Raw genomic sequence first — 24860 nt, forward strand, 5'->3', positions numbered from 1 at the left:
TGCCGTCCCGGCGCGGGACCCCGCAGGGGTACCTACGCCACGTTCACCCGCTGGCCGGGCGGAGCCGCCTCCAGCCACGCCAGGAAGCCCGTCAGCGCGTCCTCGCTCATCGCCAGCTCCAGGCGCGTCCCCCGGTGGAGACAGCCGAGCACGACGGCGTCGGACAGCAGCGCCAGCTCCTCCTCGCCCTCCGGGGCACGGCGGGCCAGGACCTCGATGGAGGACCGCTCCAGCAGCCGGCGCGGGCGCGGGGAGTACGAGAACACACGGAACCACTCGATGCGGTCACCGCTGTAGCGCGCGACCCCGTAGACCCAGCCCTTGCCGGAGACGTCCGGCTCCTCCGAGACGCCCCAGCGCATGCTGCAGTCGAAGGTGCCGCCGGACCGCTGGATCAGTCTGCGGCGCAGTCCGAAGACGAACAGCCCGATCACCACCAGGGCTACGACCAGGCCGCTCACAAGCAGAGCGAGGAGCATCTTCACCGACCTCCTCGCTCATCGAATACGCATGAGAAAAAACAGACCTGCATCGCCTCAGCCGCGACCCGGTCTGGAAAATTCCAGAACGGACCGCGGCTGAGGTCTGCCGAGCCCCGAAGGTCGCCCCACGGGACTCGGCGGTTGAAACTCCGACGGGCGGTCAGCCCGTTACGGCGCGCAGCCGGACATCCGCGCGACGCTCGGCGGCCGCGTCGGCCTCCGACTTCGCGCGCTCCAGTGCCCGCTCCGCACGCTGGACATCGATCTCGTCCGCGAGCTCGGCGATCTCGGCCAGCAGGGACAGCTTGTTGTCCGCGAACGAGATGAATCCGCCGTGCACCGCGGCGATGACAGTGTTGCCCTCGCTGGTGCGGATGGTCACCGGGCCCGATTCCAGCACACCGAGAAGCGGCTGGTGACCGGGCATGACGCCGATGTCGCCGGACGTGGTGCGGGCGACAACAAGGGTGGCCTCGCCGGACCAGACATTGCGGTCCGCCGCGACCAGCTCGACGTGCAGCTCAGCAGCCAAGGTGGCTCCTCGGGTCACCACCCGGCGGGTCAGCCGGGTGTTGGGTCAAATTCTAATGGGCGTGGGGAGAGGGACGGGACACACCCGCCCCTCTCCTTCGAAACCTGCGAACCGGATGCGCTCCTCGCGGAGCGCGCCGGATCAGGAGACGCCCAGCTCCTTGGCGTTGGCCTTCAGGTCCTCGATGCCACCGCACATGAAGAACGCCTGCTCGGGGAAGTGGTCGTACTCACCGTCGCAGATCGCGTTGAACGCGGTGATCGACTCGTCGAGCGGAACGTCCGAACCGTCCACGCCGGTGAACTGCTTGGCGACGTGGGTGTTCTGCGACAGGAAGCGCTCGACGCGGCGGGCACGGTGGACAACGAGCTTGTCCTCCTCGCCCAGCTCGTCGATACCGAGGATCGCGATGATGTCCTGGAGGTCCTTGTACTTCTGCAGGATCCCCTTGACACGCATGGCGGCCGCGTAGTGGTCCGCCGCGATGTACCGCGGGTCGAGGATGCGGGACGTGGAGTCCAGCGGGTCCACGGCCGGGTAGATGCCCTTCTCGGAGATCGGACGGGAGAGAACCGTCGTCGCGTCGAGGTGGGCGAAGGTGGTCGCCGGCGCCGGGTCGGTCAGGTCGTCCGCGGGGACGTAGATCGCCTGCATCGAGGTGATCGAGTGACCACGGGTCGAGGTGATGCGCTCCTGGAGGAGACCCATCTCGTCGGCCAGGTTCGGCTGGTAACCCACCGCGGAGGGCATGCGGCCGAGCAGGGTCGACACCTCGGAACCCGCCTGGGTGTACCGGAAGATGTTGTCGATGAAGAAGAGCACGTCCTGCTTCTGAACATCGCGGAAGTACTCCGCCATGGTCAGACCGGCCAGGGCGACGCGCAGACGGGTGCCCGGGGGCTCGTCCATCTGGCCGAAGACGAGCGCCGTCTTGTCGATGACGCCCGAGTCGCCCATTTCCTCGATGAGGTCGTTGCCCTCACGGGTACGCTCACCGACGCCCGCGAAGACCGACACACCGTCGTGGTTGTTGGCGACGCGGTAGATCATTTCCTGGATCAGAACGGTCTTGCCGACACCGGCACCACCGAACAGACCGATCTTTCCACCCTTGACGTACGGGGTGAGAAGGTCGATGACCTTGACGCCGGTCTCGAACATCTCCGTCTTGGACTCGAGCTCGTCGAAGCTCGGGGCCTTGCGGTGGATGGGCCAGCGCTCGGTGACCTCGGCGTTGGCCTCCGGGTAGTTCAGCACCTCACCCAGGGTGTTGAAGACCTTGCCCTTGGTGAAGTCGCCGACGGGGACGGTGATGCCCTCGCCCGTGTCGGTCACCGGGGCCTGGCGGACCAGACCGTCGGTGGGCTGCATGGAGATGGTGCGGACCAGGCCGTCACCCAGGTGCTGGGCGACCTCAAGGGTCAGCGTCTTGAGCGCGCCGTCCTCGGCCGGGTCGGCGACCTGGACCTTCAGCGCGTTGTAGATGTCGGGCATCGCGTCGACGGGGAACTCCACGTCGACGACCGGGCCGATGACCCGGGCGATGCGGCCCGTGGCAGCGGCCGTCTCAACAGAGGTCGTCATTACTTGTCACTCCCCGCGGTCGCGTCGGCCATGGCGCTGGCGCCACCGACGATCTCGCTGATTTCCTGGGTGATTTCGGCCTGGCGGGCCGCGTTGGCAAGCCGGGAGAGGCTCTTGATGAGGTCTCCGGCGTTGTCGGTCGCCGACTTCATCGCGCGGCGGCGGGCGGCGTGCTCGGAAGCGGCCGACTGCAGCAGTGCGTTGTAGATCCGGCTCTCGACGTAGCGCGGCAGAAGGGCGTCGAGGACGTCCTCCGCCGACGGCTCGAACTCGAACAGCGGAAGGATCTCGCCCTTCGCACCGTCCTCCTCCGCAGCCTTGTCGAGGCTGAGCGGCAGCATCCGGCCGTCGACCGCGTTCTGCGTCATCATCGACACGAATTCCGTGTAGACGATGTGCAGCTCGTCGACGCCGCCCTCGGCCGTTTCCAGCTGGATGGCCTCGATCAGCGGCCCCGCGACGCGCTTGGCGTCGGCGTAGGCCGGGCTGTCGGTGAAGCCGGTCCACGAGTCCGTGACCTTGCGCTCACGGAACCCGTAGTAGGCGACGCCCTTGCGGCCGACGATGTAGCTGTCGACCTCCTTGCCCTCAGCCCGCAGCCGCTCGCTGAGCCGCTCCGCCTGCTTGATGGCGTTCGAGGAGTAGCCGCCGGCCAGACCGCGGTCGCTCGTGATGAGCAGGACCGCGGCGCGGGTCGGCGTCTCGACCTCGGTGGTCAGGGCGTGCTTGTTGTTCGAACCGGTCGCCACCGCGGTCACCGCACGGGTGAGCTCGGTCGCGTACGGCATCGACGCCGCCACCTTGCGCTGCGCCTTGACGATGCGCGAGGCGGCGATCATCTCCATCGCCTTGGTGATCTTCTTGGTCGCCGTGATGGCACGGATGCGACGCTTGTAGACCCGGAGCTGCGCTCCCATGAGTCAGGTCCCTTCCGTCGTCACTTGGAGACGTTGACGGCCGGCACGTCCTCGCCCAGGAGCTTGCCGTCCGAGGTCTCGAACTGGCGCTTGAAGGCGGCGATGGCGTCAGCGATCGAGCCCAGGGTGTCGTCCGACATCTTGCCGCCGTCGGCGATGGAGGTGAGGAGGTCCTTGCGCTCGCGGCGCAGGTGCTCCAGCAGCTCCGACTCGAAGCGACGGATGTCGGCGACCGGGACGTCGTCCATCTTGCCGGTGGTGCCGGCCCAGACGGAGACGACCTGCTCCTCGACGGGCATCGGCTGGTACTGGCCCTGCTTGAGCAGCTCGACCATGCGCTTGCCGCGCTCCAGCGAGGCCTTCGACGCGGCGTCCAGGTCGGAACCGAAGGCGGCGAACGCCTCCAGCTCGCGGTACTGGGCCAGGTCGACGCGGAGACGACCCGAAACCTGCTTCATGGCCTTGTGCTGGGCGGAGCCACCGACGCGGGAGACCGAGATACCGACGTTCAGCGCCGGGCGCTGGCCCGCGTTGAACAGGTCGGACTCCAGGAAGCACTGGCCGTCGGTGATGGAGATGACGTTGGTCGGGATGAACGCCGACACGTCGTTCGCCTTGGTCTCGACGATCGGCAGACCGGTCATCGAACCGGCACCCATCTCGTCGGACAGCTTCGCGCAGCGCTCCAGCAGACGGGAGTGCAGGTAGAAGACGTCACCCGGGTAGGCCTCACGGCCCGGCGGGCGGCGCAGCAGCAGCGAGACGGCGCGGTAGGCGTCGGCCTGCTTCGACAGGTCGTCGAAGATGATCAGGACGTGCTTGCCGGCGTACATCCAGTGCTGGCCGATGGCGGAACCGGTGTACGGCGCCAGGTACTTGAAGCCGGCCGGGTCGGACGCCGGGGCGGCGACGATCGTCGTGTACTCGAGCGCGCCGGCCTCTTCCAGGGCGCCGCGAACGGACGCGATGGTCGAGCCCTTCTGGCCGATGGCGACGTAGATGCAGCGGACCTGCTTGTTCACGTCGCCGGAGCGCCAGTTGTCGCGCTGGTTGATGATCGTGTCGACGGCCAGAGCGGTCTTGCCGGTCTGACGGTCGCCAATGATCAGCTGACGCTGGCCACGGCCGATCGGCACCATCGCGTCGACGGCCTTGTAGCCGGTCTGCATGGGCTCGTGCACCGACTTACGGACCATGACGCCCGGGGCCTGCAGCTCGAGGGCGCGGCGGCCTTCGGTCGCGATCTCGCCGAGGCCGTCGATCGGGTTGCCGAGCGGGTCGACAACGCGGCCGAGGTAGCCCTCACCGACGCCTACGGAGAGAACCTCACCGGTGCGCTGCACCGGCTGGCCCTCCTCGATACCGCTGAACTCGCCGAGGACGATCGCACCGATCTCGCGCTCCTCGAGGTTGAGGGCGAGACCGAGGGTGCCGTCCTCGAACTTCAGCAGCTCGTTCGCCATGGCGGAGGGCAGGCCCTCCACCTTCGCGATGCCGTCGCCGGCAACGCTGACCGTTCCGACCTCCTCGCGCGAGGCCGCGTCCGGCTGGTACGACTGGACAAAGGTCTCCAGTGCGTCCCGGATCTCCTCCGGCCGGATCGTGAGCTCCGCCATCTGGGTTCCCTGCTCTCCTTGTTGGGCCTGAAGCTTCTTAGGGGTCTGGGGGTGACCCCCAGGAATCTTCTGCAAGTTCTGCACGGCCCAACCGGGCCGCTAGGAATGCTTTGTACTTTTGGTGGCTGGTCAGCCGGCCATGCGGCGGGACGCCTCTGCGAGGCGGTCCGCGATGGTGCCGTCGATGACCTCGTCGCCGACTCGCACCGAGATCCCGCCGAGGACCTCGGGGTCCACGTCGAGGTTCAGGTGCATCTGGCGGCCGTACAGCTTGGCCAGCACCGCGCCGAGACGCTGCTTCTGCACGTCGCTGAGCGGAACCGCGCTGGTCACGGTGGCGACCATGCGGTCACGGCGCTCGGCGGCGAGCTTGGAAAGGGACTCGAGTCCCGCTTCCAGGCTACGTCCACGCGGGTGCGTGACAAGACGGATCACCAGGCGCTCGGTGACGGCGTTCACCTTGCCGCCGAGCAGGCTGCGCAGCAGCTGGCTCTTGGCGGAGGCGGTCGCCGCGCGGTCGGTCAGCGCGGCACGCAGCTCGGTGTTCGAGGACACGATCCGGCCGAAGCGGAAGATCTCGTCCTCGACGTTGTCGAGCGCGTTCGCCTGCTGGGCCGCCGTGAGGTCGGCGGTGGCCGCCAGCTCCTCCAGCGAGTCCACCAGGTCACGGGACTGCGACCAGCGGGACCGGGCCATGCCGGACACCAGGTCGAGGGTCTCCCCGCCGACCTGACCGCCGAGCAGCCGAGCGACGAGCTCGGCCTTGGCCTCGCCGGACTGCGCCGGGTCCGTGATGACCCGACGCAGCGAGACCTCACGGTCGAGCAGCGCGGTGACAGCGGCCAGCTCACCGGCGAGCTTCGCCGCGTCGACGGACGTGCTGTCCGTCAGCGCGTCGAGACGCTCGCGCGCGGAGGCCAGCGCCTCGCGGCTCGCTCCGTTCATCGGGCCGCCTCGGCCTTCTCCTCAAGCTCGCTGAGGAAGCGGTCGATGGTGCGGCTCTGCCGGGCGTGGTCCTCGAGGGACTCGCCGACGAGCTTGCCGGCCAGGTCGGTGGCGAGCTTGCCGACGTCCTGGCGCAGCGCCTGAGAGGCGGCCTTGCGGTCTGCCGCGATCTGGGCGTGGCCGGCAGCGATGATCTCCTCACGCTGCCGCTGGCCCTCTGCGCGCAGTTCTTCCTTCAGCGCAGTGCCCTGCTCCAGCGCTTCCTGGCGCAGGCGCGCGGCCTCGTGCCGGGCCTCGGCGAGCTGGGCCTTGTACTGCTCCAGCACGCTCTGGGCCTCGGTCTGAGCGGCTTCCGCCTTCTCGATACCGCCCTCGATGGCCTCACGGCGCTCGTCCAGAACCTTGTTGATGTTCGGGAGGAGCTTCTTCGCGAGGAAACCGAAGACGATGACGAAGGCGATCAGACCGATGACGAGCTCGGGGATCGGCGGAACGAGGGGGTTCTCTCCACCCTCAGCCGCGAGAACCATGAGGTTCACATCAATGCCTTTCGTCTGTTCGGACTAGTGATCGCGGTTCGTCAGCTGTAGACGAACGGCATGACCAGACCGATGAGGGCGAGCGCCTCACAGAAGGCGAAGCCGAGGATCTGGTTGGCGCGGATCAGACCGGCAGCCTCGGGCTGACGGGCGAGAGCCTGCGTGCCGTTACCGAAGATGATGCCGACGCCGACACCGGGGCCGATGGCCGCGAGACCGTAACCAACGGAGCTGAGGGAGCCGGTGACGGCGGCAAGGGTCTGGGACATGCCAGTTCTTCCTTCTCTTTCACGGACCGGTGGGGGTTGGCCACCGGACGAATGGGGGGCTGAGCGGGGCGGGCGGTGCTCAGTGGTGCTCGGCGAGCGCGCCCTGGAGGAAGCTGCACGCCAGGAGGACGAAGACGTACGCCTGGACAGCCTGGATGAAGAGTTCGAAGGCGGTCATCACGATGACCATGACGAACGAGACGCCCGCGTAGGCGATGCCGATCCCGTTCAGCAGGTACCAGCTGGCGATGGTGAACAGCAGCAGCAGGGTGTGACCGGCGAACATGTTCGCGAACAGTCGGACCGCGTGGGTGAAGGGCCGGACGAGGACGTTCGAGAAGAACTCGATGACCATGACGAGCGGCAGGACCGGGCCGAGCGACTTGTCGTAGCCGGTCAGGTTCTTGAAGCCACCGACGAAGCCGTGACGCTTGAACGTCACGCTCATCCAGATCACGTAGACGATCAGCGCGAGCGCCGCCGGGTACGCGATGATCGCGGTCACCGGGAACTGGGCGAGCGGGACGATCGACCAGAGGTTCATGACCCAGACGAAGAAGAACAGCGCGACCATGAAGGGGACGTACTTCTCGCCCTCCTTCTTGCCCAGCGTCTCGTAGACGATGCCGCGGCGCACGAAGTCGTAGCCGGCCTCGGCGACCATCTGCAGCTTGCCCGGGACGACCTTCGGCTTCCGGAAAGCCATCCAGAAGAAGCCGACGATGATGACCGAGCCCAGCAGGGCCAGGAGCATCGTCTTGTTGAAGTAGAAGTTGCTGTCCGCGTCGCCGAAGATCGGCTGGAACAGGAACGAGTGCAGGCCGGGAGCCGGGAAGCCACAACCGTCGAAGATGTGGCAGTCGGTCTCGAAGGCGAGCACCGTCGTCGGGTCAGCACTCACCGCGGGCTCCTTCAGCGTGGCGCATAGGTACGGCAACCTCGTTGTGTCGGCGCGGCGAGCAGCCGCTGTTCGGCACTGGACTGGTGTTACGGATGATGGGGCGGCGATCAGGCATCGAGCCTCGCGATGGGACAGGCGTCAGCTCAGATGCCCGCGCCCGCAATGCCGCAGTTGGCACCGGACGATAGCAGGATCTCGAACGCCCACTTATCCCGGCCCTACCCTTCACGACTTCGATCCCGGATTTTCGGGCTTGTCGCCCTTCACCGAGTCCGGTTCGACGTAAAGGATCTTGGCCTTCATGTGGGCACGCGTCTGCGCGGCGATCCACACCAGGGTGGTGGCGACGAGCGTGATGGCGAAGGCCTTGGGGTTGAACAGCGTCGTGTTCTTGAACGCTGCGACAAAGACGAAAAGCAGCAGGATCTGGGCCGTGTAGAGCATGAGCCCCATGGCCTGGAAGAGGTGCGGAAGCGATTTCGCCGTGCGCTGCAGAACGACGAATCCGATGCCCATGAACAGGATCACGACCAGCGTCGCGACGACCGCTCCGACCACACCCTTGCTGCCGACGACAAGCCCGCTGATCAACGCGGCGAGTGCGCCGGCGATGGCCGTGGGCACGGCGGCTTGCAGGAGGGATCGGACGTCATCTGACCGCATGGCGGTTTGCTCCGCGTGGTGGTGGGGGCAGGCACTGGACTCGTACGGGACGAGCGTAAGCCCGGTCCGAGAGAGAACCTCGGGCCGAGGACCGTCGCACTACGGTCCTTCGGCTCTGTCGCCGGGTTTAGTGAACGGTATCACAAACTATTTGATGAGAGCTTTACCTGCTAGGTGTGCCGACTGTCACACATGAGAGTGACCCTGCGCGTGTGTGCACCCCACCCCGCCGGAATGTCTGGTAGTGCGGCTTTGGGGTGGAAACTGCGAGCGTCATCCCGAGCACGATCGGGGCTTACGCGCGCGCAGGCTTGACCCCGCACAGCAGTGCGGGCCCCTGCTTCCGCACGGGCCCGCACCGATGAAACCATCGATCAGATCAGCAGACAATGTCCCTTTTGGCCGTTCGGGACGGCCGGAGCACCCCGGGAACGGGGAGCGCCTTTCGCCCGGAATGTCAGCGCGTGGATTCGGCCTTGCGCCGCTCGGGGAAGCGCGAACGGGGGCCCACGGCGGTCGCGCCGTTGACGCCCGAGACGCCTGCGGCGATCGGCCTCGCGGGCTGGGGTTCGGCGCCCGAGGCGTCCTGCGCGGCCGCCTCCGCCGCCGCCTCGGCCGCGCGTGCGGAGTGCCGGTAGCGCGGCGGGACCAGGCGCTCGGCCCAGGCCGGGGTGCGCGGCGTGAAGCGCGGCAGGAGCAGCAGGAACAGGCCCACCGCACTGAGTACGGCGATCACCAGCACGATCCACATCGCGGTGGAGTGCACGGAGTAGGCCACGGTGCCGAAGGCGATCAGGCCCGACCAGAAGTACATGATCAGGACCGCGCGGCTGTGCGAGTGGCCGAGTTCCAGCAGCCGGTGGTGCAGGTGCCCGCGGTCGGCCGCGAACGGCGACTGGCCGTTCCACGTACGCCGCACGATGGCCAGGATCAGGTCCGCCATCGGGATCGCGATGACCGTCAGCGGCAGGATCAGCGGGATGTAGGCGGGCAGCATCGCGTGCGTCGCGTTGCGCTCACCGCCGGCGAACAGGGCCAGCGCGTCCGGGTCCACCTGGCCGGTCAGCGAGATGGCCGCGGCGGCCAGCACCAGGCCGATCAGCATCGAGCCGGAGTCGCCCATGAAGATCCGCGCGGGGTGCATGTTGTGCGGGAGGAAACCCAGGCACATGCCCATCAGGATCGCGGCGAAGAGGGTCGCGGGGGCCGCGGACTCGATCCCGTAGCCGAACCAGATCCGGTACGCGTACAGGAAGAGGGCGGCGGCGGCGATGCAGACCATGCCCGCGGCCAGCCCGTCGAGGCCGTCCACGAAGTTCACCGCGTTGATGGTGATGACCACGAGCGCCACCGTCAGCAGGTTGCCCTGCCACTGGGTGAGCGGGACCGTGCCGATGAAGGGGACCGGGATCCACAGGATCGTCAGACCCTGCATGACCATCACGCCGGCGGAGATCATCTGCGCGCCGAGCTTGATGAGGGCGTCGATCTCGAACTTGTCGTCCAGTACGCCGATCAGCCAGATCAGGGCGGCGCCGGAGAGCAGCGCACGCGGTTCGTTCGACTTCTCGAAGACCGCGTTGAGGTTCTGCAGGTGGTCGGCGACCAGCAGGCCCGCGCACAGGCCGCCGAACATCGCGATCCCGCCGAGGCGCGGCGTCGGCTCGCGGTGCACGTCGCGGGCGCGGATCTCCGGCATGGCCCCGGCCGCGATCGCGAACTTCCGCACGGGCCCGGTCAGCAGGTAGGTCACCGCGACCGTGACGCAAAGCGTCAGCAGATATTCACGCACTGGCTGCCCCAGATGTATCGCCGGCCATCTCAGCCCCACACATTAGCTGCGATGTCCCCTCCATCGAGGACGCGAGGGGTCGGTATACCGGTTCCACTACACCCCTCTTGTCCCTTTTACTCCCCGTAAGGGGGAAATCCTGCCGTGAGTTCGCCGACCTCCGTACGTGTCTGCGCGGCTTCCCCGCGCAGCGCCGCGGCGAACAGCTCCGCGATCCGGAGCATCTGCTGCTCCCCCATCCCCTGGGTGGTCACGGCCGCCGTCCCCAGCCGGACGCCCCGCTGGTCCCCGTACGGCAGCCCGCACGTGTCCAGCACGATCCCGGCGGCGGCCAGCCGGCCGCGGGCGGTCGGGCCGTCCACGCCGAGCGGCGCCGGGTCGGCGGTGATCATGTGCGTGTCGGTGCCGCCGGTGGTGAGGGTGAACCCGCGCTCCTCCAGCGCGCCCGCCAGCACTCGGGCGTTGGCGACCACCCGGTGGGCGTAGGTGGCGAAGGCCGGCCGGGCCGCCTCTCCGAAGGCCACCGCCTTCGCGGCGATGGTGTGCATCTGGGCGCCGCCCTGGGTGAAGGGGAACACCGCCCGGTCGATGCGCTCGGCGAACTCCGCGCCGCACAGGAGCATCCCGCCGCGGGGCCCGCGCAGCACCTTGTGCGTGGTCGCGCAGACGACGTCGGCATACGGCACCGGGCTCGGCGCGGCCCCGCCGGCCACCAGCCCGATGGGGTGCGCGGCGTCGGCGATCAGATACGCCCCGACCTCGTCGGCGATCTCCCGGAAGGCCGAGTACTCGGGGTGGCGGGGGTAGGAGATGGACCCGCACACGATGGCCCTGGGCCGGTGCGCCCGGGCGAGGTCCTGCACCTGCCGGTAGTCGATGAGGCCCGTCCGGGCGTCGACCCTGTACCCGACGAAGGTGAACCACTGGCCCGAGAAGTTGGCGGGCGAGCCGTGCGTGAGGTGTCCCCCGTACGGCAGGCCCATCGCCAGGACGGTGTCCCCCGGCCGCAGCAGCGCCGCGTAGGCGGCCAGGACGGCCGAGGACCCGGAATGCGGCTGCACGTTCGCGTGCTCGGTACCGAACAGCGCCGTGGCCCGCTCGACGGCGATCCGCTCGGCCAGGTCGGCGTACTCGCACCCGCCGTGGTAGCGGGCGCCGGGGTAGCCCTCGGCGTACTTGTTGGCGAGCGGGGACCCCAGCGCCGTCAGGACGGCCGCCGAGGTGAAGTTCTCCGCGGCGCTCAGCTGCAGCGTGCCGGCCTGCCTGCGGCCCTCCCCGGCGAGTACGTCGGCCATCTGCGGGTCCTGCCGGCGCAGCAGGTCCGTGGGCTGGGTGATGACGCTCATGGCGCGACTCCAGGGGGGTACCGGGTACCAGCCACTGTAGGCCCGCAGCCCCCACGGCGCCCTGCCGACGCCTCCCGCCCGCCGGGCCCGCCCCCGCCCCGCGGGGCCGCGACGGGTCAGCGGCGGGCCGTCACGCCCGTCAGGGCCGTCACCACGGGGTCCAGCGCCTGATTGAGCACCTCCCCGACGCGCTCCTCGCACCGCTCGGCCCCGGAGGGCCTCCCGGGCATCGGCCCGCTGCGCCGGCCTCCGGCCGCCGGGGTCAGCGGCGGGCCGTCACGCCCGTCAGGGCCGTCACCACGGGGTCCAGCGCCTGGTTGATCTCGTCGCCGATGGAGCGGAAGAAGGTGATCGGCGCGCCGTACGGGTCGTAGACCTCGTCCGCGTCGGGCGACGGCGCCAGCAGCCAGCCGCGCAGCGCCGCGGCGGCCCGTACGAGCGCCCGGGCCCGCTCCGCCATGCCGTCGTCCAGCGGCGGCAGCGTGGCCGGGTCTATGGCCCGGACCAGCCGGGTGAACTCCTTGAGGGTGAAGGTGCGCAGCCCCGCCGAATGCCCCATCGAGATGACCTGCGCACGGTGGTCGCGCGTGGCGGTCAGCACCAGGTCGGCGCGTATGACGTGCTCGTCCAGCAGTTCGCGGCCGGTGAACCCGGACGCGTCGGCGCCGAAGTCCTCCAGCACCGCGGCCGCGTTCGCCTCCATCGGGGCGCCCTCGTGGCCCCACGTCCCGGCGCTCTCCACGATGAGGTCGCCGCCGACCGGGCCGCCGAGGCGGTGCGAGAGGGCGTGCCGGGTCAGCCGCTCGGTGATCGGCGAGCGGCACACGTTGCCCGTGCTGACGTGGAGTATGCGGAAAGTGCTTCCCCCTGCTATGCCACGCCCCTCAGGGCTCACGGGGCCACCTCGAGGTCGGGTACGACCTCCCGCAGCTGGTCGGCGCTCAGCGCCCCCTCCCGCAGCAGCACGGGCACCTTCCCCGTGACGTCGACGATCGACGACGGCTCGATGCCGGGCGTCGGACCGCCGTCGAGGTAGACGGACACCGAATCGCCGAGCATCTCGCGCGCCGCGTCGCAGTCCTCGGGCGCCGGCTGACCGGAGATGTTGGCCGAGGACACCGCCATGGGGCCGACCTCCGTCAGGAGCTCGATGGCGACGGGGTGCAGCGGCATGCGCACGGCCACGGTGCCGTGGGTGTCGCCCAGGTCCCAGGCCAGCGAGGGCTGGTGCTTGGCGACGAGGGTCAGCGCGCCGGGCCAGAAGGCGTCGACGAGCTCCCAGGCCTGCTCGGAGAAGTCCGTGACGAGGCCGTGCAGGGTGTTCGGGGAACCGATGAGCACCGGGGTGGGCATGCCGCGCCCGCGTCCCTTGGCGGCGAGCAGGTCGTGCACGGCCTCGGGGCTGAAGGCGTCCGCGCCGATCCCGTAGAGGGTGTCGGTGGGCAGCACGACGAGCTCGCCGCGGCGCACGGCGGATGCGGCTTCGCGCAGACCGGTCTTGCGGTCCGTCGCGTCGTTGCAGTCGTATCGCCGGGCCATCAGCGGGCCTCCTCGTGCAGCAGGGTGGTGGCGGTGGTCGTCGCGCCGGTCACGGCAGTGCCTTGCGGGCGGTGGCGAAGCGCGGGCGGTTGTTGAGGTCCGGGTGGTCGGCCGCGTCGGCCCAGCCCTGCTCCTCGGCGAAGATCCACGGGACCTGGCCGCCCTGGGTGTCGGCGTGCTCGACGACGACGATGCCGCCGGGCCGCAGCAGCCGGTGGGCGGTGCGTTCGAGGCCCCGGATGGTGTCCAGGCCGTCCTCGCCGGAGAAGAGCGCCATCTCCGGGTCGTGGTCGCGGGCCTCGGGCGCCACGTACTCCCACTCGGTGAGCGGGATGTACGGCGGGTTGGAGATCACCAGGTCGACCTGGCCGTCGAGCTCGGGCAGCGCGCTCAGGGCGTCGCCCTGGTGGACGGTGACCCGGGAGCCCTCGGCGTTCTTGCGGGTCCACCGCAGGGCGTCCTCGGACAGCTCGACCGCGTGCACGCGCGAGCGCGGCACCTCCTGGGCCATGGCCAGGGCGATCGCGCCGGATCCGGTGCACAGGTCGACGATCAGCGGCTCGACGACGTCCATCGCCCGGACGGCCTGTATGGCCCAGTCCACGACCGACTCGGTCTCGGGCCGGGGTACGAAGACCCCGGGCCCGACCTGGAGCTCCAGGTACCGGAAGAAGGCGCGCCCGGTGATGTGCTGGAGCGGCTCGCGCGCCTCGCGGCGGGCGACGGCCTCCCAGTAGCGGGCGTCGAAGTCCGCGTCCTTGACGTGGTGCAGTTCCCCCCGTTTGACGCCGTGCACGAAGGCGGCGAGCTCCTCCGCGTCGAAGCGCGGTGAGGGCACGCCGGCGGCGGCCAGCCGCTGGGTGGCCTGGGCCACCTCGGCAAGCAGCAAGTTCACGCTGGTCCTCCGGGCTGCTGTCGTACGGGGGGTGAAGCGGGTTTCGGTCAGTTCGCGGCGGCGAGCTTGGCCGCCGAGTCCGTGTCCACGCAGGCCTGGATGACCGCGTCGAGGTCGCCGTCGAGCACCTGGTCCAGGTTGTAGGCCTTGAAGCCGGTGCGGTGGTCCGAGATCCGGTTCTCCGGGAAGTTGTACGTACGGATCTTCTCGGACCGGTCCACGGAGCGGACCTGGCTGCGGCGCACGTCGGACGCCTCCTGCTCGGCGGCCTCCTGGGCCGCGGCCAGCAGGCGCGACCGCAGGATGCGCATGGCCTGCTCCTTGTTCTGGAGCTGGCTCTTCTCGTTCTGGCAGGAGGCGACCACACCGGTCGGGATGTGCGTGATGCGCACGGCCGAGTCGGTGGTGTTGACGGACTGGCCGCCGGGGCCGGAGGAGCGGTACACGTCGATGCGGAGGTCGTTGGCGTTGATCTCGACCTCGACCTCCTCGGCCTCCGGGGTGACGAGCACGCCGGCGGCGGAGGTGTGGATGCGGCCCTGGGACTCGGTGGCCGGAACGCGCTGGACGCGGTGCACGCCGCCCTCGTACTTCAGGCGGGCCCACACGCCCTGGCCGGGCTCGGTGGCGCCGTTGCCGCCCTTGGTGCGGACGGAGACCTGGACGTCCTTGTAGCCGCCGAGCTCGGACTCGGTGGCGTCGATGATCTCGGTCTTCCAGCCGACGCGCTCGGCGTAGCGCAGGTACATGCGCAGCAGGTCGCCGGCGAACAGGGCGGACTCGTCGCCGCCCGCGCCCGCCTTGACCTCCAGGAGCACGTCCTTGTCGTCGCTGGGGTCGCGCGGGACGAGCAGCAGGCGGAGCTTCTCGGTGAGCTCCTCGCGCTGCTGGGCCAGCTCCTTGACCTCGGCGGCGAAGTCGGGGTCGTCGACCGCGAACTCCTTCGCCGTCTCGATGTCGTCGCCCGTCTGCTTCCAGGCACGGAAGGTAGCGATGATCGGGGTCAGCTCCGCGTAGCGCTTGTTCAGCTTGCGCGCGTTGGCCTGATCGGAGTGGACCGAAGGGTCGGCGAGCTGCTTCTCGAGGTCGGCGTGTTCGCCGACCAGTTCCTCGACCGCCTCGAACATCGGGGGACTCCTGTGGTGAAAGTGCGGGGGGACTGCACGGGGTGACGGGCTCGAACGACGACAAAGGCGCCGGTCCGGCCGCCCCCGAGTGGACAGGGGGCGGCCGGAGACCGGCGCCTGGGTCGCGCTACTTCTTGGCCGCGCCCTTGCCGAAGCGCGCCTCGAAGCGGGCCACACGGCCACCGGTGTCGAGGATCTTCTGCTTGCCCGTGTAGAACGGGTGGCACTCGGAGCAGACCTCGGCACGGATGGTGCCCTCGGTCAGGGTGCTACGGGTCGTGAACGACGCGCCGCAGGTGCAGCTGACCGCGGTCTCGACGTACTCGGGGTGAACATCGCGCTTCAAGGTGTCTCCTAGATTCGGGAGGGCGCCGGGTCGCAGGAGCCGAATTGCTACGTGCGTGAACCGGGGCCGACAGACCAGTCTGCCAGGACCGGGCTGCCTGTCAAAATTCTGAGGACATCCCCCTCAACGGGAGGGGGTCCCGGTCTATTCCTGGACCCGTCGCGGGGCCCGTCGAGGCAGGCTCCGCGCACTCCCGCGGACTCCCCCTGACCCCCGTCTACTGGACGACGCTCCCGGCCGTGCTCTTGTCCCCGGCGGAGTTCGCGGTGGCCTCCGCGGGGATCGGCCGGTCGGCCAGCAGGGCGTCCCAGACCATCGTGGACTCCTTCTGCAGGGGCACGACGCGGTTCGCGTCGAGCGCGTCCGTGGTCACGGGCAGGGTGATCATCTGCATGTCGCCGGCGTCGATGCCCTGGAGGCCCTGGGCGAATCCGGCGAGGGACTTCACGTCGCCGAGCGCCCTGTCGGTGGTGAGCGCCTTGGTCCCGGCATCGGCGAGGTCGAGGAGCTTCTTGGGGTTGTCGAACACGCCGACGCCCTTGACCTGCTTGATCAGGGCCTTGATGAAGGCCTGCTGCAGCTGTATTCGGCCGAGGTCGCCGCCGTCCCCGACGCCGTGGCGGGTGCGGACCAGGCCGAGGGCCTGCTCGCCGTTCAGCTTGTTGGGGCCGGCCGGCAGGTCGAGGTGGCTGTAGTCGTCCTTGATCGGCTTGGTGGTGGTGACCTCGACCCCGCCCAGGGTGTCGATGATCTTCTTGAAGCCGGTGAAGTCGACCTCGATGTAGTGGTCCATGCGGATCCCCGACATCTTCTCGACCGTCTTGACCGCGCAGGCGGCGCCGCCGACCGTGTAGGCCTCGTTGAACTGCTTGCGCCGGCCGCCGGGGTCGGTCTTCCCCTTGCCGCCGGCCACGGCGCATTCGGGGCGGGCGGTCATGGTGTCGCGGGGTATGGACACCACGCTGGCCTTCTGGTGGCCCTCGTACAGGTGGACGATCATCGCGGTGTCGGAGCGGGCGGAGCCGCCGTCGTCCTGGCCGTACTCCCCGTTGGAGCCGCCGCGGGAGTCGGAGCCGAGGACGAGTATGTCCATCGAGCCGTTGTCGACGTTGGCCGGGCGGTCGGTGCCCAGCGCCTGGTCGATGTCGACCGTCTTCAGGTTGCCGTTGAGCTTGAAGTAGAACCAGCCCAGGCCGGCCCCGCCCAGCAGGACCACCGCTGCGGCGCTCCACGCGGCTATGACGAGGGCCCTGCGGCGCGGCGCCGGTTTGCGTCGGCGCCGGCCGGCGGCGCGCCGGCCGCGGCCCTTGGTGTCCTCGGTCATGGTCTCCTCAGTCCTGAGTGCGTCTCCCGGTCCGTACCGGCCCGCCTTCCACCCCGCGGGCCCTCTGACACAGACGGGCGAATGCCTTGAAGGGTTCCACGGCCGCCGCAACCCCCCGTACCGCCGCCAGTTCCGCCCGAAACAGGACAAAGCTTTCTGTAACGAGTCCTTCACCTGCGGTTTCGGGGCGCGCGGCGGAGGCTCCGCCAGGGGTGCGATGTGGGAAAGCTCGCACGGGGCCCGGCCACCCTCCCGGACCGCTCCGGGCACCGCCGGAAAGCACGGCAGCCCCCGCCGCGGCGTGCGGCGGGGGCTGCTGTGGCGATGCCTCACGGCCGGCGCGGGACGCCGGCCGACGGACCTCAGTCGTCGTTCTTGCCCGACGGGGTCGTCTTCGCGATCTGCATCAGGAACTCGGCGTTCGACTTCGTCTGCTTCATCTTGTCGAGGAGCAGTTCGATCGCCTGCTGCGAGTCCAGCGCGTGCAGCACCCGGCGCAGCTTCCAGACGATGGCGAGCTCTTCCGCGTTGAGGAGGATCTCCTCCTTGCGGGTGCCCGACGGGTCGACGTCGACGGCCGGGAAGATGCGCTTGTCGGCGAGCTTCCGGTCGAGCTTGAGCTCCATGTTGCCGGTGCCCTTGAACTCCTCGAAGATCACCTCGTCCATGCGCGAGCCGGTGTCGACCAGCGCGGTGGCCAGGATGGTCAGCGAGCCGCCGTCCTCGATGTTGCGCGCGGCACCGAAGAAGCGCTTCGGCGGGTACAGCGCGGTCGAGTCGACACCACCGGACAGGATGCGGCCGGAGGCGGGCGCCGCGAGGTTGTACGCGCGGCCCAGACGGGTGATGGAGTCCAGCAGGACGACCACGTCGTGACCCAGCTCGACGAGACGCTTGGCGCGCTCGATGGCCAGCTCGGCGACGGTGGTGTGGTCCTCGGCCGGACGGTCGAAGGTCGAGGAGATGACCTCGCCCTTGACCGACCGCTGCATGTCGGTGACCTCTTCCGGACGCTCGTCGACCAGGACGACCATCAGGTGGCACTCGGGGTTGTTCGTGGTGATCGCGTTGGCGATCGCCTGCATGATCATGGTCTTGCCGGTCTTCGGCGGGGCCACGATCAGGCCGCGCTGGCCCTTTCCGATCGGCGACACGAGGTCGATGATGCGGGTGGTCAGCACGCCCGGGTCGGTCTCCAGGCGCAGCCGGTCCTGCGGGTACAGGGGCGTCAGCTTCTGGAACTCCGGTCGGCCGCGGCCGGATTCGGGCGCCATGCCGTTCACCGAGTCGAGGCGCACCAGGGCGTTGAACTTCTCGCGGCGCTCGCCGTCCTTGGGCTGGCGCACGGCACCCGTGGTGTGGTCGCCCTTGCGCAGACCCGCCTTGCGGACCTGGGCGAGGGAGACGTACACGTCGTTGGGGCCGGGCAGGTAGCCCGAGGTCCGGATGAACGCGTAGTTGTCCAGGATGTCGAGGATGCCCGCGACGGGGATCAGCACGTCGTCGTCGGCGACCTGCGGCTCGTTCGGCGCGAACTCGTCGCGGCCACGGCGGCCACGGCGGTCGCGGTAGCGGCCGCGACGGCCGCGGCGGCCGCCCTCGTCGTCGAAGTCGTCCTGCGGACCGGCGTCCTGGCGTCCCTGCTGGCCCTGGCCCTGGCCCTGGCCCTGGCCGCGGCCGCCCTGCTGCTGGCGGTCCTGACGGTCGGCGCGGTCCTGACGGCCGCCGCCCTGGCCGCCCTGCGCGGGCTGGCCCTGGGCCTGGCCGCCCTGGCCCTGCTCGTCGGCCTTGGCGCCACGGTCGCGGCGGTCGCGCTGGCGGTCGCCGCGCTCCCGGCGGTCGCGGCGGCCGCGGCCCTCGCCGTCCTGGCCCTGGGCCTGGCCGGCGGAGACCGCGGTGGCGGCCTCGGCCTTGGGCTCGGCGGGCGCGGCGGTGGTGGCCGTGTCGGCCTTCTGCTCGACCTGTACGGAGACGGGGGCCGAGCCCTCCGGGCTGCCGGAGGGGGCCGTGGCACGACGGCGGCGGCGCTCGCCGGCCGGGGCGTCCTCGCTGGCCGGCTGGCCCGGGATCTCGATCTGCGCCTGCGCGGCGGGCTTCTCGGCGGGGGCCGCGGGGGCCTCCGCCGCGGCGTCGGCGGCGGTCGTACGGGCCTTGCTGGTGGCGCGGCGCTTCGGCTTGGCCTCGGCGGTGTCCGCGGTGGCGGAGGCGGCGGCCTTGGGGGCACCGCTGCCCGCCTGCGCCTCCTTGATGACCTCGATCAGCTGGCTCTTGCGCATCCGCGCGGTGCCCCTGATGCCGAGGCCCGACGCGACCTGCTGCAGCTCGGCGAGGACCATGCCGTCAAGGCCGGTGCCGGTGCGTCGACGCTTGGGCGCGGCGCCCGCGGCGGGGGCACTGGTGTCGACAGAGGTGTCGGCAGCGCCCATCAGATCGGTGGTGTCGCTCACGAAGGGTCCTTCCCTGGAGCGGACGTCGGCCTGTCTGGCTCGGCGACCGGTTGTGCTGTCCGACGACGGTCCTAGGTGTGGACCGTGCCGGGGCGGTGGTCCGCCGATAGAGATACGGCGGAAAGAAAACGTGCGTGGGTTCCGGCGAGAAGCCCCCGAGCTGAAAGCGTGGGAAAATCACGCCGATTCCGGAGCGTGCTCGAAACTGCTGGAAGCGATCAAAGCAGTCGGGGAGGCTCCCGGAAGAAATGTGGTCCCGGATGGGGACACTGAGCACCGAGCCATGGCGGCTTCCGATGCGCACTTGAGACTAACACTACCGGATCCAATAGATATTCCCCCTCTCAATCACCGGCAATCGCGCGCTTCCGCGCGGGCGGCCTGCCCCGGCCGCCCGCCCCTGGCCGACTGGTCCTGCTCGAAGAGCAGGACCTAGCCGCCCTGGGTTCCCAGCGGAAGTACGCTCGCGCCCGCGGCGTCGAGGGCGAGCCGGTTGGCCGCCCATCCCTCGCCCGCGAGCTGCGCGACCTTGTCGGCCGCGTCGTTGTCGACCAGCGCGAGGACCGTGGGGCCCGCGCCGGAGATGACCGCGGGGATGCCGTCCGCCCGCAGTCGGTTGACGAGTGCCACGCTCTCGGGCATCGCCGGGGACCGGTACTCCTGGTGGAGCCGGTCTTCGGTGGCCGGCAGCAGCAGCTCGGGACGCCTGGTCAGGGCTTCCACGAGCAGGCCGGCGCGACCCGCGTTGACGGCCGCGTCCACGTGCGGGACGGTGCGCGGCAGCAGGCCGCGCGCCGTCTCCGTGAGGACCGGCCGGGAAGGTACGAAGACCACCGGAACGATGGACCCGGCGGGCTCCATCCGGATCGCCCGGGCACTGCCCCCGTCCATCCACGCCAGCGTGAACCCGCCGAGCAGACAGGCGGCGACGTTGTCGGGGTGACCCTCGATCTCGGTGGCGAGCTCCAGGAGCGCGGCGTCGTCGAGCTTCGCCTCGCCGCCTATGGTGACCGCGCGGGCGGCGACGATGCCCGCGCAGATGGCGGCGGAGGAGGAGCCGAGGCCCCGGCCGTGCGGGATCCGGTTGGCGCAGACGACCTCCAGGCCGCGCGGCTGTCCGCCCAGCAGGTCGAAGGCGGTGCGCATGGAGCGTACGAGCAGGTGGCTCTCGTCCCGCGGGAGGGTGTCGGCGCCCTCGCCCGCGATGTCGATGTTCAGGCCGGAGTCGGCCACCCGGACGACGACGTCGTCGTAGAGCCCCAGGGCCAGGCCCAGAGCGTCGAACCCGGGGCCGAGGTTGGCACTGCTGGCGGGGACGCGCACCCGTACGGCGGCGGCGCGGAACGCTGGACCGGCCATCGTCCGATGACACTCCTTGTGACTGTGCGAGGACTTCGCTCTTCGCTGGCTCGCTGTGAATGTACTGGAGAACGTACGACACCCGAAGGCCCTCGGGGCAGCACCGCAGTCATATGCGCGGTGGCGGATGTAAGTACAGCGTATCGAAGGAAGGTTCTCTCGCGACATAGGGCGCACAGGAGGCGCACGATGCGTGTCGCGGGCTTCGACCGGGTTGGACCCGCTTCGGCCGCACTTTTGTCGTCGTACGAGGTGAGTTGCCGGGTTCCGAAGGGCCCCGGGAGTGCCGTCACGGCACTCGGGGAACCTCCGGAACCCGGCTCACACGGTCGTGCGGTCAGACCAGGCCGAGGCGCACCGCGGCGGCTTCGGCGTCCACCGGAACGGTGACCGGCTGCGGAGCGCCGGCGACCGCCCAGTCGGGGTCCTTCAGACCGTTGCCGGTGACGGTGCACACGATCCGCTGACCCGGGTCCACCAGGCCCAGCTCCGCGGCCTTGAGCAGACCGGCCACGGACGCCGCCGAGGCGGGCTCGACGAAGACGCCCTCCTGGGAGGCCAACAGCCGGTAGGCGGCAAGGATCTGGCGGTCCGTCACCTCGTCGATGAAGCCGCCCGACTCGTCCCGCGCCTGCAGGGCGTAGTCCCAGGACGCCGGGTTGCCGATGCGGATCGCGGTGGCGACGGTGTGCGGCTCCTTGACGACCTCGCCGCGCACGATGGGCGCGGAACCGGAGGCCTGGAAACCCCACACGCGGGGCGTACGGGAGGCCAGGCCGTCGGCCTTGTACTCCTTGAACCCCTTCCAGTACGCGGTGATGTTGCCCGCATTACCCACCGGCAGCACGTGCACGTCCGGGGCGTCCCCGAGCGCGTCGACGATCTCGAACGCGGCCGTCTTCTGGCCCTCGATCCGCACCGGGTTGACGGAATTGACCAGCGCCACCGGGTAGTTGTCGGACAGCGCGCGGGCGAGGTCCAGGCAGTCGTCGAAGTTGCCGTCCACCTGGAGGATCTTGGCGCCGTGCACGAGGGCCTGGCCCATCTTGCCCAGCGCGATCTTGCCGCGGGGCACGAGCACCGCGGAGACCATCCCGGCGCGCACCGCGTAGGCGGCGGCGGAGGCGGAGGTGTTTCCGGTGGAGGCGCAGATGACCGCCTTCGCGCCCTCCTCCTTCGCCTTGGTGATCGCCATGGTCATGCCGCGGTCCTTGAAGGACCCGGTGGGGTTCGCCCCCTCGACCTTGAGGTGCACCTCGCAGCCGGTGCGCTCGGACAGCACCTGCGCGGGGACGAGGGGAGTGCCGCCCTCGCGGAGCGTCACCACGGGAGTCGTGTCCGTCACCGGCAGGCGGTCCCGGTACTCCTCGATGATGCCGCGCCACTGGTGGGTGCGATTGCTGCTCATGGGTCCTTACTCCCCTTCAACACGCATGATGCTGGCGACACCGCGCACGGTGTCCAGCTTCCGCAGCGCCTCGACGGTCCCCGAGAGGGCGGCGTCGGCGGCGCGGTGGGTGACGACGACGAGGGAGGCCTCGCCGTCCTTGCCCTGCTGGCGGACGGTGTCGATGGACACACCGTGCTCCGCGAACGTCGTCGCCACCTGGGCGAGGACGCCCGGCTTGTCGGCCACATCGAGGCTGATGTGGTAGCGGGTGACGACGTCGCCCATGGGGCTGACCGGCAGCTGGGTGTACGCCGACTCGCCGGGCCCCGTTGCCTCGGCGAGCTTGTTGCGGGCGACGGCGACGAGGTCGCCGAGGACCGCGGACGCGGTCGGGGCGCCGCCCGCACCGGGCCCGTAGAACATCAGCCGCCCGGCGGCCTCCGCCTCGACGAAGACGGCGTTGTACGCCTCGCGGACCGAGGCGAGCGGGTGGCTGAGCGGGATCATCGCCGGGTGGACGCGGGCGGTGACGGACTCGCCGTCCGCGGCGCGCTCCAGGATGGCGAGGAGCTTGATGGTGCAGCCCATCCGCTTGGCGGAGGCGAAGTCCGCGGCGCTGACCTCGGTCATGCCCTCGCGGTACACGTCGTCCAGGCGGACGCGGGTGTGGAAGGCGATGCCGGCCAGGATCGCGGCCTTGGCGGCGGCGTCGTAGCCCTCGACGTCGGCGGTCGGGTCGGCCTCGGCGTACCCGAGGGCGGTGGCCTCGTCGAGCGCCTCCTGGTAGCCGGCGCCGGTCGAGTCCATCTTGTCGAGGATGAAGTTCGTCGTGCCGTTGACGATGCCCATCACGCGGTTGATCTTGTCGCCGGCGAGGGACTCGCGCAGCGGGCGGATCAGCGGGATGGCGCCGGCGACGGCGGCCTCGTAGTACAGGTCGAGCCCGGCCTGCTCGGCGGCGGCGTGCAGCGCGGCGCCGTCCTGGGCGAGCAGCGCCTTGTTCGCGGAGACCACCGAGATGCCGTGCTCGAAGGCGGTGGTGATCAGGGTGCGGGCCGGCTCGATGCCGCCGATGACCTCGATGGCGATGTCGATGTCACCGCGTTTGAGGAGGGCGGTCGCGTCGGTGGTGATCAGCGCGGGATCGATGCCCTCGCGCACCTTGGAGGGGCGGCGCACGGCCACGCCGGCGAGCTCGACGGGCGCGCCGATCCTCTGCGTGAGGTCGTCGGCGTGCGTCGTCATGATGCGAGCCACCTCTGAGCCGACCACTCCACAGCCCAGCAGCGCCACCTTCAGCGGACGCGTACGCATCATTCGACCTACGCCTTTCGATCTTCCATCATTACCCCGCGCACGGTTTGCGCGCGGGGTGTGAACCAGTCTCACTCAATGGACAGCACTTTCCATCTTCGGTCCATTGAGTGAGACACCTATTTCATTATCCGACGTCGAGTCGCAGGAGATCTTCCTCCGTCTCGCGGCGAACGATCACTCGCGCCTGTCCGTCACGCACGGCGACCACGGGCGGGCGGAGCGCGTGGTTGTAGTTGCTGGCCATGGAACGGCAGTACGCGCCGGTCGCGGGCACGGCGAGCAGGTCGCCGGGCGCCAGGTCGGCCGGCAGGAACGCGTCCTTCACGACGATGTCACCGCTCTCGCAGTGCTTGCCGACGACGCGCACGAGCATCGGCTCGGCGTCGGACGTACGGGAGACGAGCGCGATGGAGTATTCGGCGTCGTAGAGGGCCGTACGAATGTTGTCGGACATCCCGCCGTCGACGCTGACGTAGGTGCGCAGCCCTTCGAGCGGCTTGATCGTCCCCACCTCGTACAGCGTGAACGCGGTCGGGCCGACGATCGCGCGGCCGGGTTCGACGGAGATGCGGGGGGCGCGCAGACCGGCGCTCTCGCACTCGCGGGCCACGATCTCGGTGAGCGCCTTGGCGATCTCGTGCGGCTCGCGCGGGTCGTCGTTCGAGGTGTAGGCGATGCCGAGGCCGCCGCCGAGGTCGATCTCGGGCAGTTCGACGCCGTGCTCGTCGCGGACGGCGGCGAGCAGCCGCACGACGCGCTTGGCGGAGACCTCGAAGCCGGCCATGTCGAAGATCTGCGAGCCGATGTGGGAGTGGACGCCCAGCAGCTCCAGCGAGTCGTGCCCGAGGGCGCGGCGCACGGCCTCGGCGGCGGACCCGTCCGCGACGGCGATGCCGAACTTCTGGTCCTCGTGGGCGGTGGCGATGAACTCGTGCGTGTGCGCCTCGACGCCGACGGTCACGCGGATCTGTACCGGCTGGCGCACGCCGAGCTCGCGGGCGATGTGCGCGACGCGGGCGATCTCCTGGAAGGAGTCGAGCACGATGCGCCCGACCCCCTCCTCGACGGCCCGGCGGATCTCGGCCTCGGACTTGTTGTTGCCGTGGAAGGCGATGCGCGCGGCGGGCATCCCGGCGGCGAGGGCGGTGCTCAGCTCCCCGCCGGAGCACACGTCCACGTTGAGCCCCTCTTCCTTCAGCCACTTCACGACGGCCTTGGAGAGGAACGCCTTCCCTGCGTAGAAGACGTCGGCGTCCTTGCCGAAGGCGGTCGCCCAGGCCCGGCAGCGGGCCCGGAAGTCGTCCTCGTCGAGGAAGTAGGCGGGCGTCCCGAACTCCTCGGCCAGCCGGGTGACTTCGATGCCGCCGACGGAGACGACCCCGTCGTCCTCGCGCCGTACGGTGCGGGCCCAGACCTTCTCGTCGAGCGCGTTCAGGTCGGCGGGCGGCGGGGAGTAGTGCCCTTCGGGCAGGACGTCGGCGTGGCGGGGCCCGGCGGGGTGCGCGGAACGGCTCATCGGTTTCTCTCTTC

At 70.0% G+C, this 24860-nt stretch carries 23 protein-coding genes; all 23 read right to left on the reverse strand.

From position 1 onward, the window contains the following. Positions 1-32 precede the first annotated feature (32 nt). Complete coding sequence (locus tag AB0O53_RS19745) at positions 33-479, reverse strand: DUF2550 domain-containing protein (RefSeq protein ID WP_030027382.1); 447 nt, start codon at positions 477-479, stop codon at positions 33-35. A 163-nt stretch (positions 480-642) separates the two neighbouring features. Next, a complete protein-coding gene (locus tag AB0O53_RS19750) occupies positions 643-1014 on the reverse strand; it encodes a F0F1 ATP synthase subunit epsilon (protein WP_030660309.1) in 372 nt (123 codons plus the stop codon). A gap of 141 nt (positions 1015-1155) precedes the next feature. Further along, a complete protein-coding gene (gene atpD / locus AB0O53_RS19755; protein WP_183067350.1) occupies positions 1156-2598 on the reverse strand; it encodes a F0F1 ATP synthase subunit beta in 1443 nt (480 codons plus the stop codon). Then, on the reverse strand, positions 2598-3515 hold the full coding sequence (locus AB0O53_RS19760; protein WP_350987887.1) for a F0F1 ATP synthase subunit gamma: 918 nt from the start codon (positions 3513-3515) through the stop codon (positions 2598-2600). Before AB0O53_RS19760 ends, atpD begins: the two co-directional genes overlap by 1 nt. Positions 3516-3535: 20 nt before the next feature. Continuing rightward, positions 3536-5131, reverse strand: coding sequence for a F0F1 ATP synthase subunit alpha (atpA, locus tag AB0O53_RS19765; RefSeq protein WP_350987888.1), 1596 nt, complete (start codon positions 5129-5131; stop codon positions 3536-3538). Positions 5132-5260: 129 nt separating this feature from the next. Further along, a complete protein-coding gene (locus AB0O53_RS19770; protein WP_350987889.1) occupies positions 5261-6076 on the reverse strand; it encodes a F0F1 ATP synthase subunit delta in 816 nt (271 codons plus the stop codon). Further along, entirely contained in the window at positions 6073-6606 is a 534-nt protein-coding gene (locus AB0O53_RS19775; protein ID WP_350987890.1) for a F0F1 ATP synthase subunit B, read from the reverse strand. Before AB0O53_RS19775 ends, AB0O53_RS19770 begins: the two co-directional genes overlap by 4 nt. A gap of 50 nt (positions 6607-6656) precedes the next feature. Beyond that, positions 6657-6884, reverse strand: coding sequence for an ATP synthase F0 subunit C (atpE, locus tag AB0O53_RS19780; RefSeq protein WP_030386954.1), 228 nt, complete (start codon positions 6882-6884; stop codon positions 6657-6659). Positions 6885-6963: 79 nt separating this feature from the next. After that, a complete protein-coding gene (gene atpB, locus AB0O53_RS19785) occupies positions 6964-7800 on the reverse strand; it encodes a F0F1 ATP synthase subunit A (protein ID WP_350988406.1) in 837 nt (278 codons plus the stop codon). Positions 7801-8010: 210 nt separating this feature from the next. Beyond that, a complete protein-coding gene (locus tag AB0O53_RS19790; protein ID WP_350987891.1) occupies positions 8011-8448 on the reverse strand; it encodes a Cg1360 family ATP-synthase-associated protein in 438 nt (145 codons plus the stop codon). Positions 8449-8905: 457 nt separating this feature from the next. Continuing rightward, on the reverse strand, positions 8906-10252 hold the full coding sequence (locus tag AB0O53_RS19795) for an MraY family glycosyltransferase (protein WP_209441480.1): 1347 nt from the start codon (positions 10250-10252) through the stop codon (positions 8906-8908). 104 nt (positions 10253-10356) lie between these two features. Beyond that, positions 10357-11586 (reverse strand): serine hydroxymethyltransferase, encoded by a 1230-nt coding sequence (gene glyA, locus AB0O53_RS19800; RefSeq protein ID WP_365197014.1) that lies wholly within the window; start codon positions 11584-11586, stop codon positions 10357-10359. A 262-nt stretch (positions 11587-11848) separates the two neighbouring features. Further along, positions 11849-12481: an arsenate reductase/protein-tyrosine-phosphatase family protein gene (locus AB0O53_RS19805; RefSeq protein ID WP_136232545.1), complete on the reverse strand. Its 633-nt coding sequence runs from the start codon at positions 12479-12481 to the stop codon at positions 11849-11851. Further along, positions 12478-13125, reverse strand: coding sequence for an L-threonylcarbamoyladenylate synthase (locus tag AB0O53_RS19810; RefSeq protein WP_030853587.1), 648 nt, complete (start codon positions 13123-13125; stop codon positions 12478-12480). The genes AB0O53_RS19805 and AB0O53_RS19810 overlap by 4 nt, the downstream gene beginning before the upstream one ends. 49 nt (positions 13126-13174) lie before the next feature. Further along, positions 13175-14020 (reverse strand): peptide chain release factor N(5)-glutamine methyltransferase, encoded by an 846-nt coding sequence (prmC, locus tag AB0O53_RS19815; protein WP_046776165.1) that lies wholly within the window; start codon positions 14018-14020, stop codon positions 13175-13177. Positions 14021-14067: 47 nt separating this feature from the next. Further along, positions 14068-15147, reverse strand: coding sequence for a peptide chain release factor 1 (gene prfA, locus AB0O53_RS19820; protein ID WP_350987893.1), 1080 nt, complete (start codon positions 15145-15147; stop codon positions 14068-14070). Between the two features lie 127 nt (positions 15148-15274). Then, positions 15275-15493 carry a 50S ribosomal protein L31 gene (rpmE, locus tag AB0O53_RS19825; RefSeq protein WP_030008686.1) on the reverse strand — a complete coding sequence of 73 codons (219 nt, stop codon included), beginning with the start codon at positions 15491-15493 and terminating at the stop codon, positions 15275-15277. A gap of 217 nt (positions 15494-15710) precedes the next feature. After that, the gene (locus AB0O53_RS19830) at positions 15711-16817 is read right to left on the reverse strand and encodes an LCP family protein (protein ID WP_365197019.1); all 1107 of its coding nucleotides are present in this window, start codon (positions 16815-16817) and stop codon (positions 15711-15713) included. Positions 16818-17179: 362 nt separating this feature from the next. After that, on the reverse strand, positions 17180-19264 hold the full coding sequence (gene rho, locus AB0O53_RS19835; protein ID WP_365197021.1) for a transcription termination factor Rho: 2085 nt from the start codon (positions 19262-19264) through the stop codon (positions 17180-17182). 432 nt (positions 19265-19696) lie between these two features. Further along, positions 19697-20623, reverse strand: coding sequence for a homoserine kinase (gene thrB / locus AB0O53_RS19840; protein ID WP_350987896.1), 927 nt, complete (start codon positions 20621-20623; stop codon positions 19697-19699). Positions 20624-20960: 337 nt separating this feature from the next. Further along, the gene (gene thrC / locus AB0O53_RS19845) at positions 20961-22031 is read right to left on the reverse strand and encodes a threonine synthase (RefSeq protein WP_350987897.1); all 1071 of its coding nucleotides are present in this window, start codon (positions 22029-22031) and stop codon (positions 20961-20963) included. 6 nt (positions 22032-22037) lie between these two features. Continuing rightward, on the reverse strand, positions 22038-23327 hold the full coding sequence (locus tag AB0O53_RS19850) for a homoserine dehydrogenase (protein ID WP_350988408.1): 1290 nt from the start codon (positions 23325-23327) through the stop codon (positions 22038-22040). Between the two features lie 127 nt (positions 23328-23454). Beyond that, positions 23455-24846, reverse strand: coding sequence for a diaminopimelate decarboxylase (gene lysA / locus AB0O53_RS19855; RefSeq protein ID WP_350987898.1), 1392 nt, complete (start codon positions 24844-24846; stop codon positions 23455-23457). Positions 24847-24860: the final 14 nt, after the last annotated feature.

Source organism: Streptomyces erythrochromogenes (assembly GCF_040684695.1).
GTDB lineage: Bacteria > Actinomycetota > Actinomycetes > Streptomycetales > Streptomycetaceae > Streptomyces > Streptomyces erythrochromogenes_C.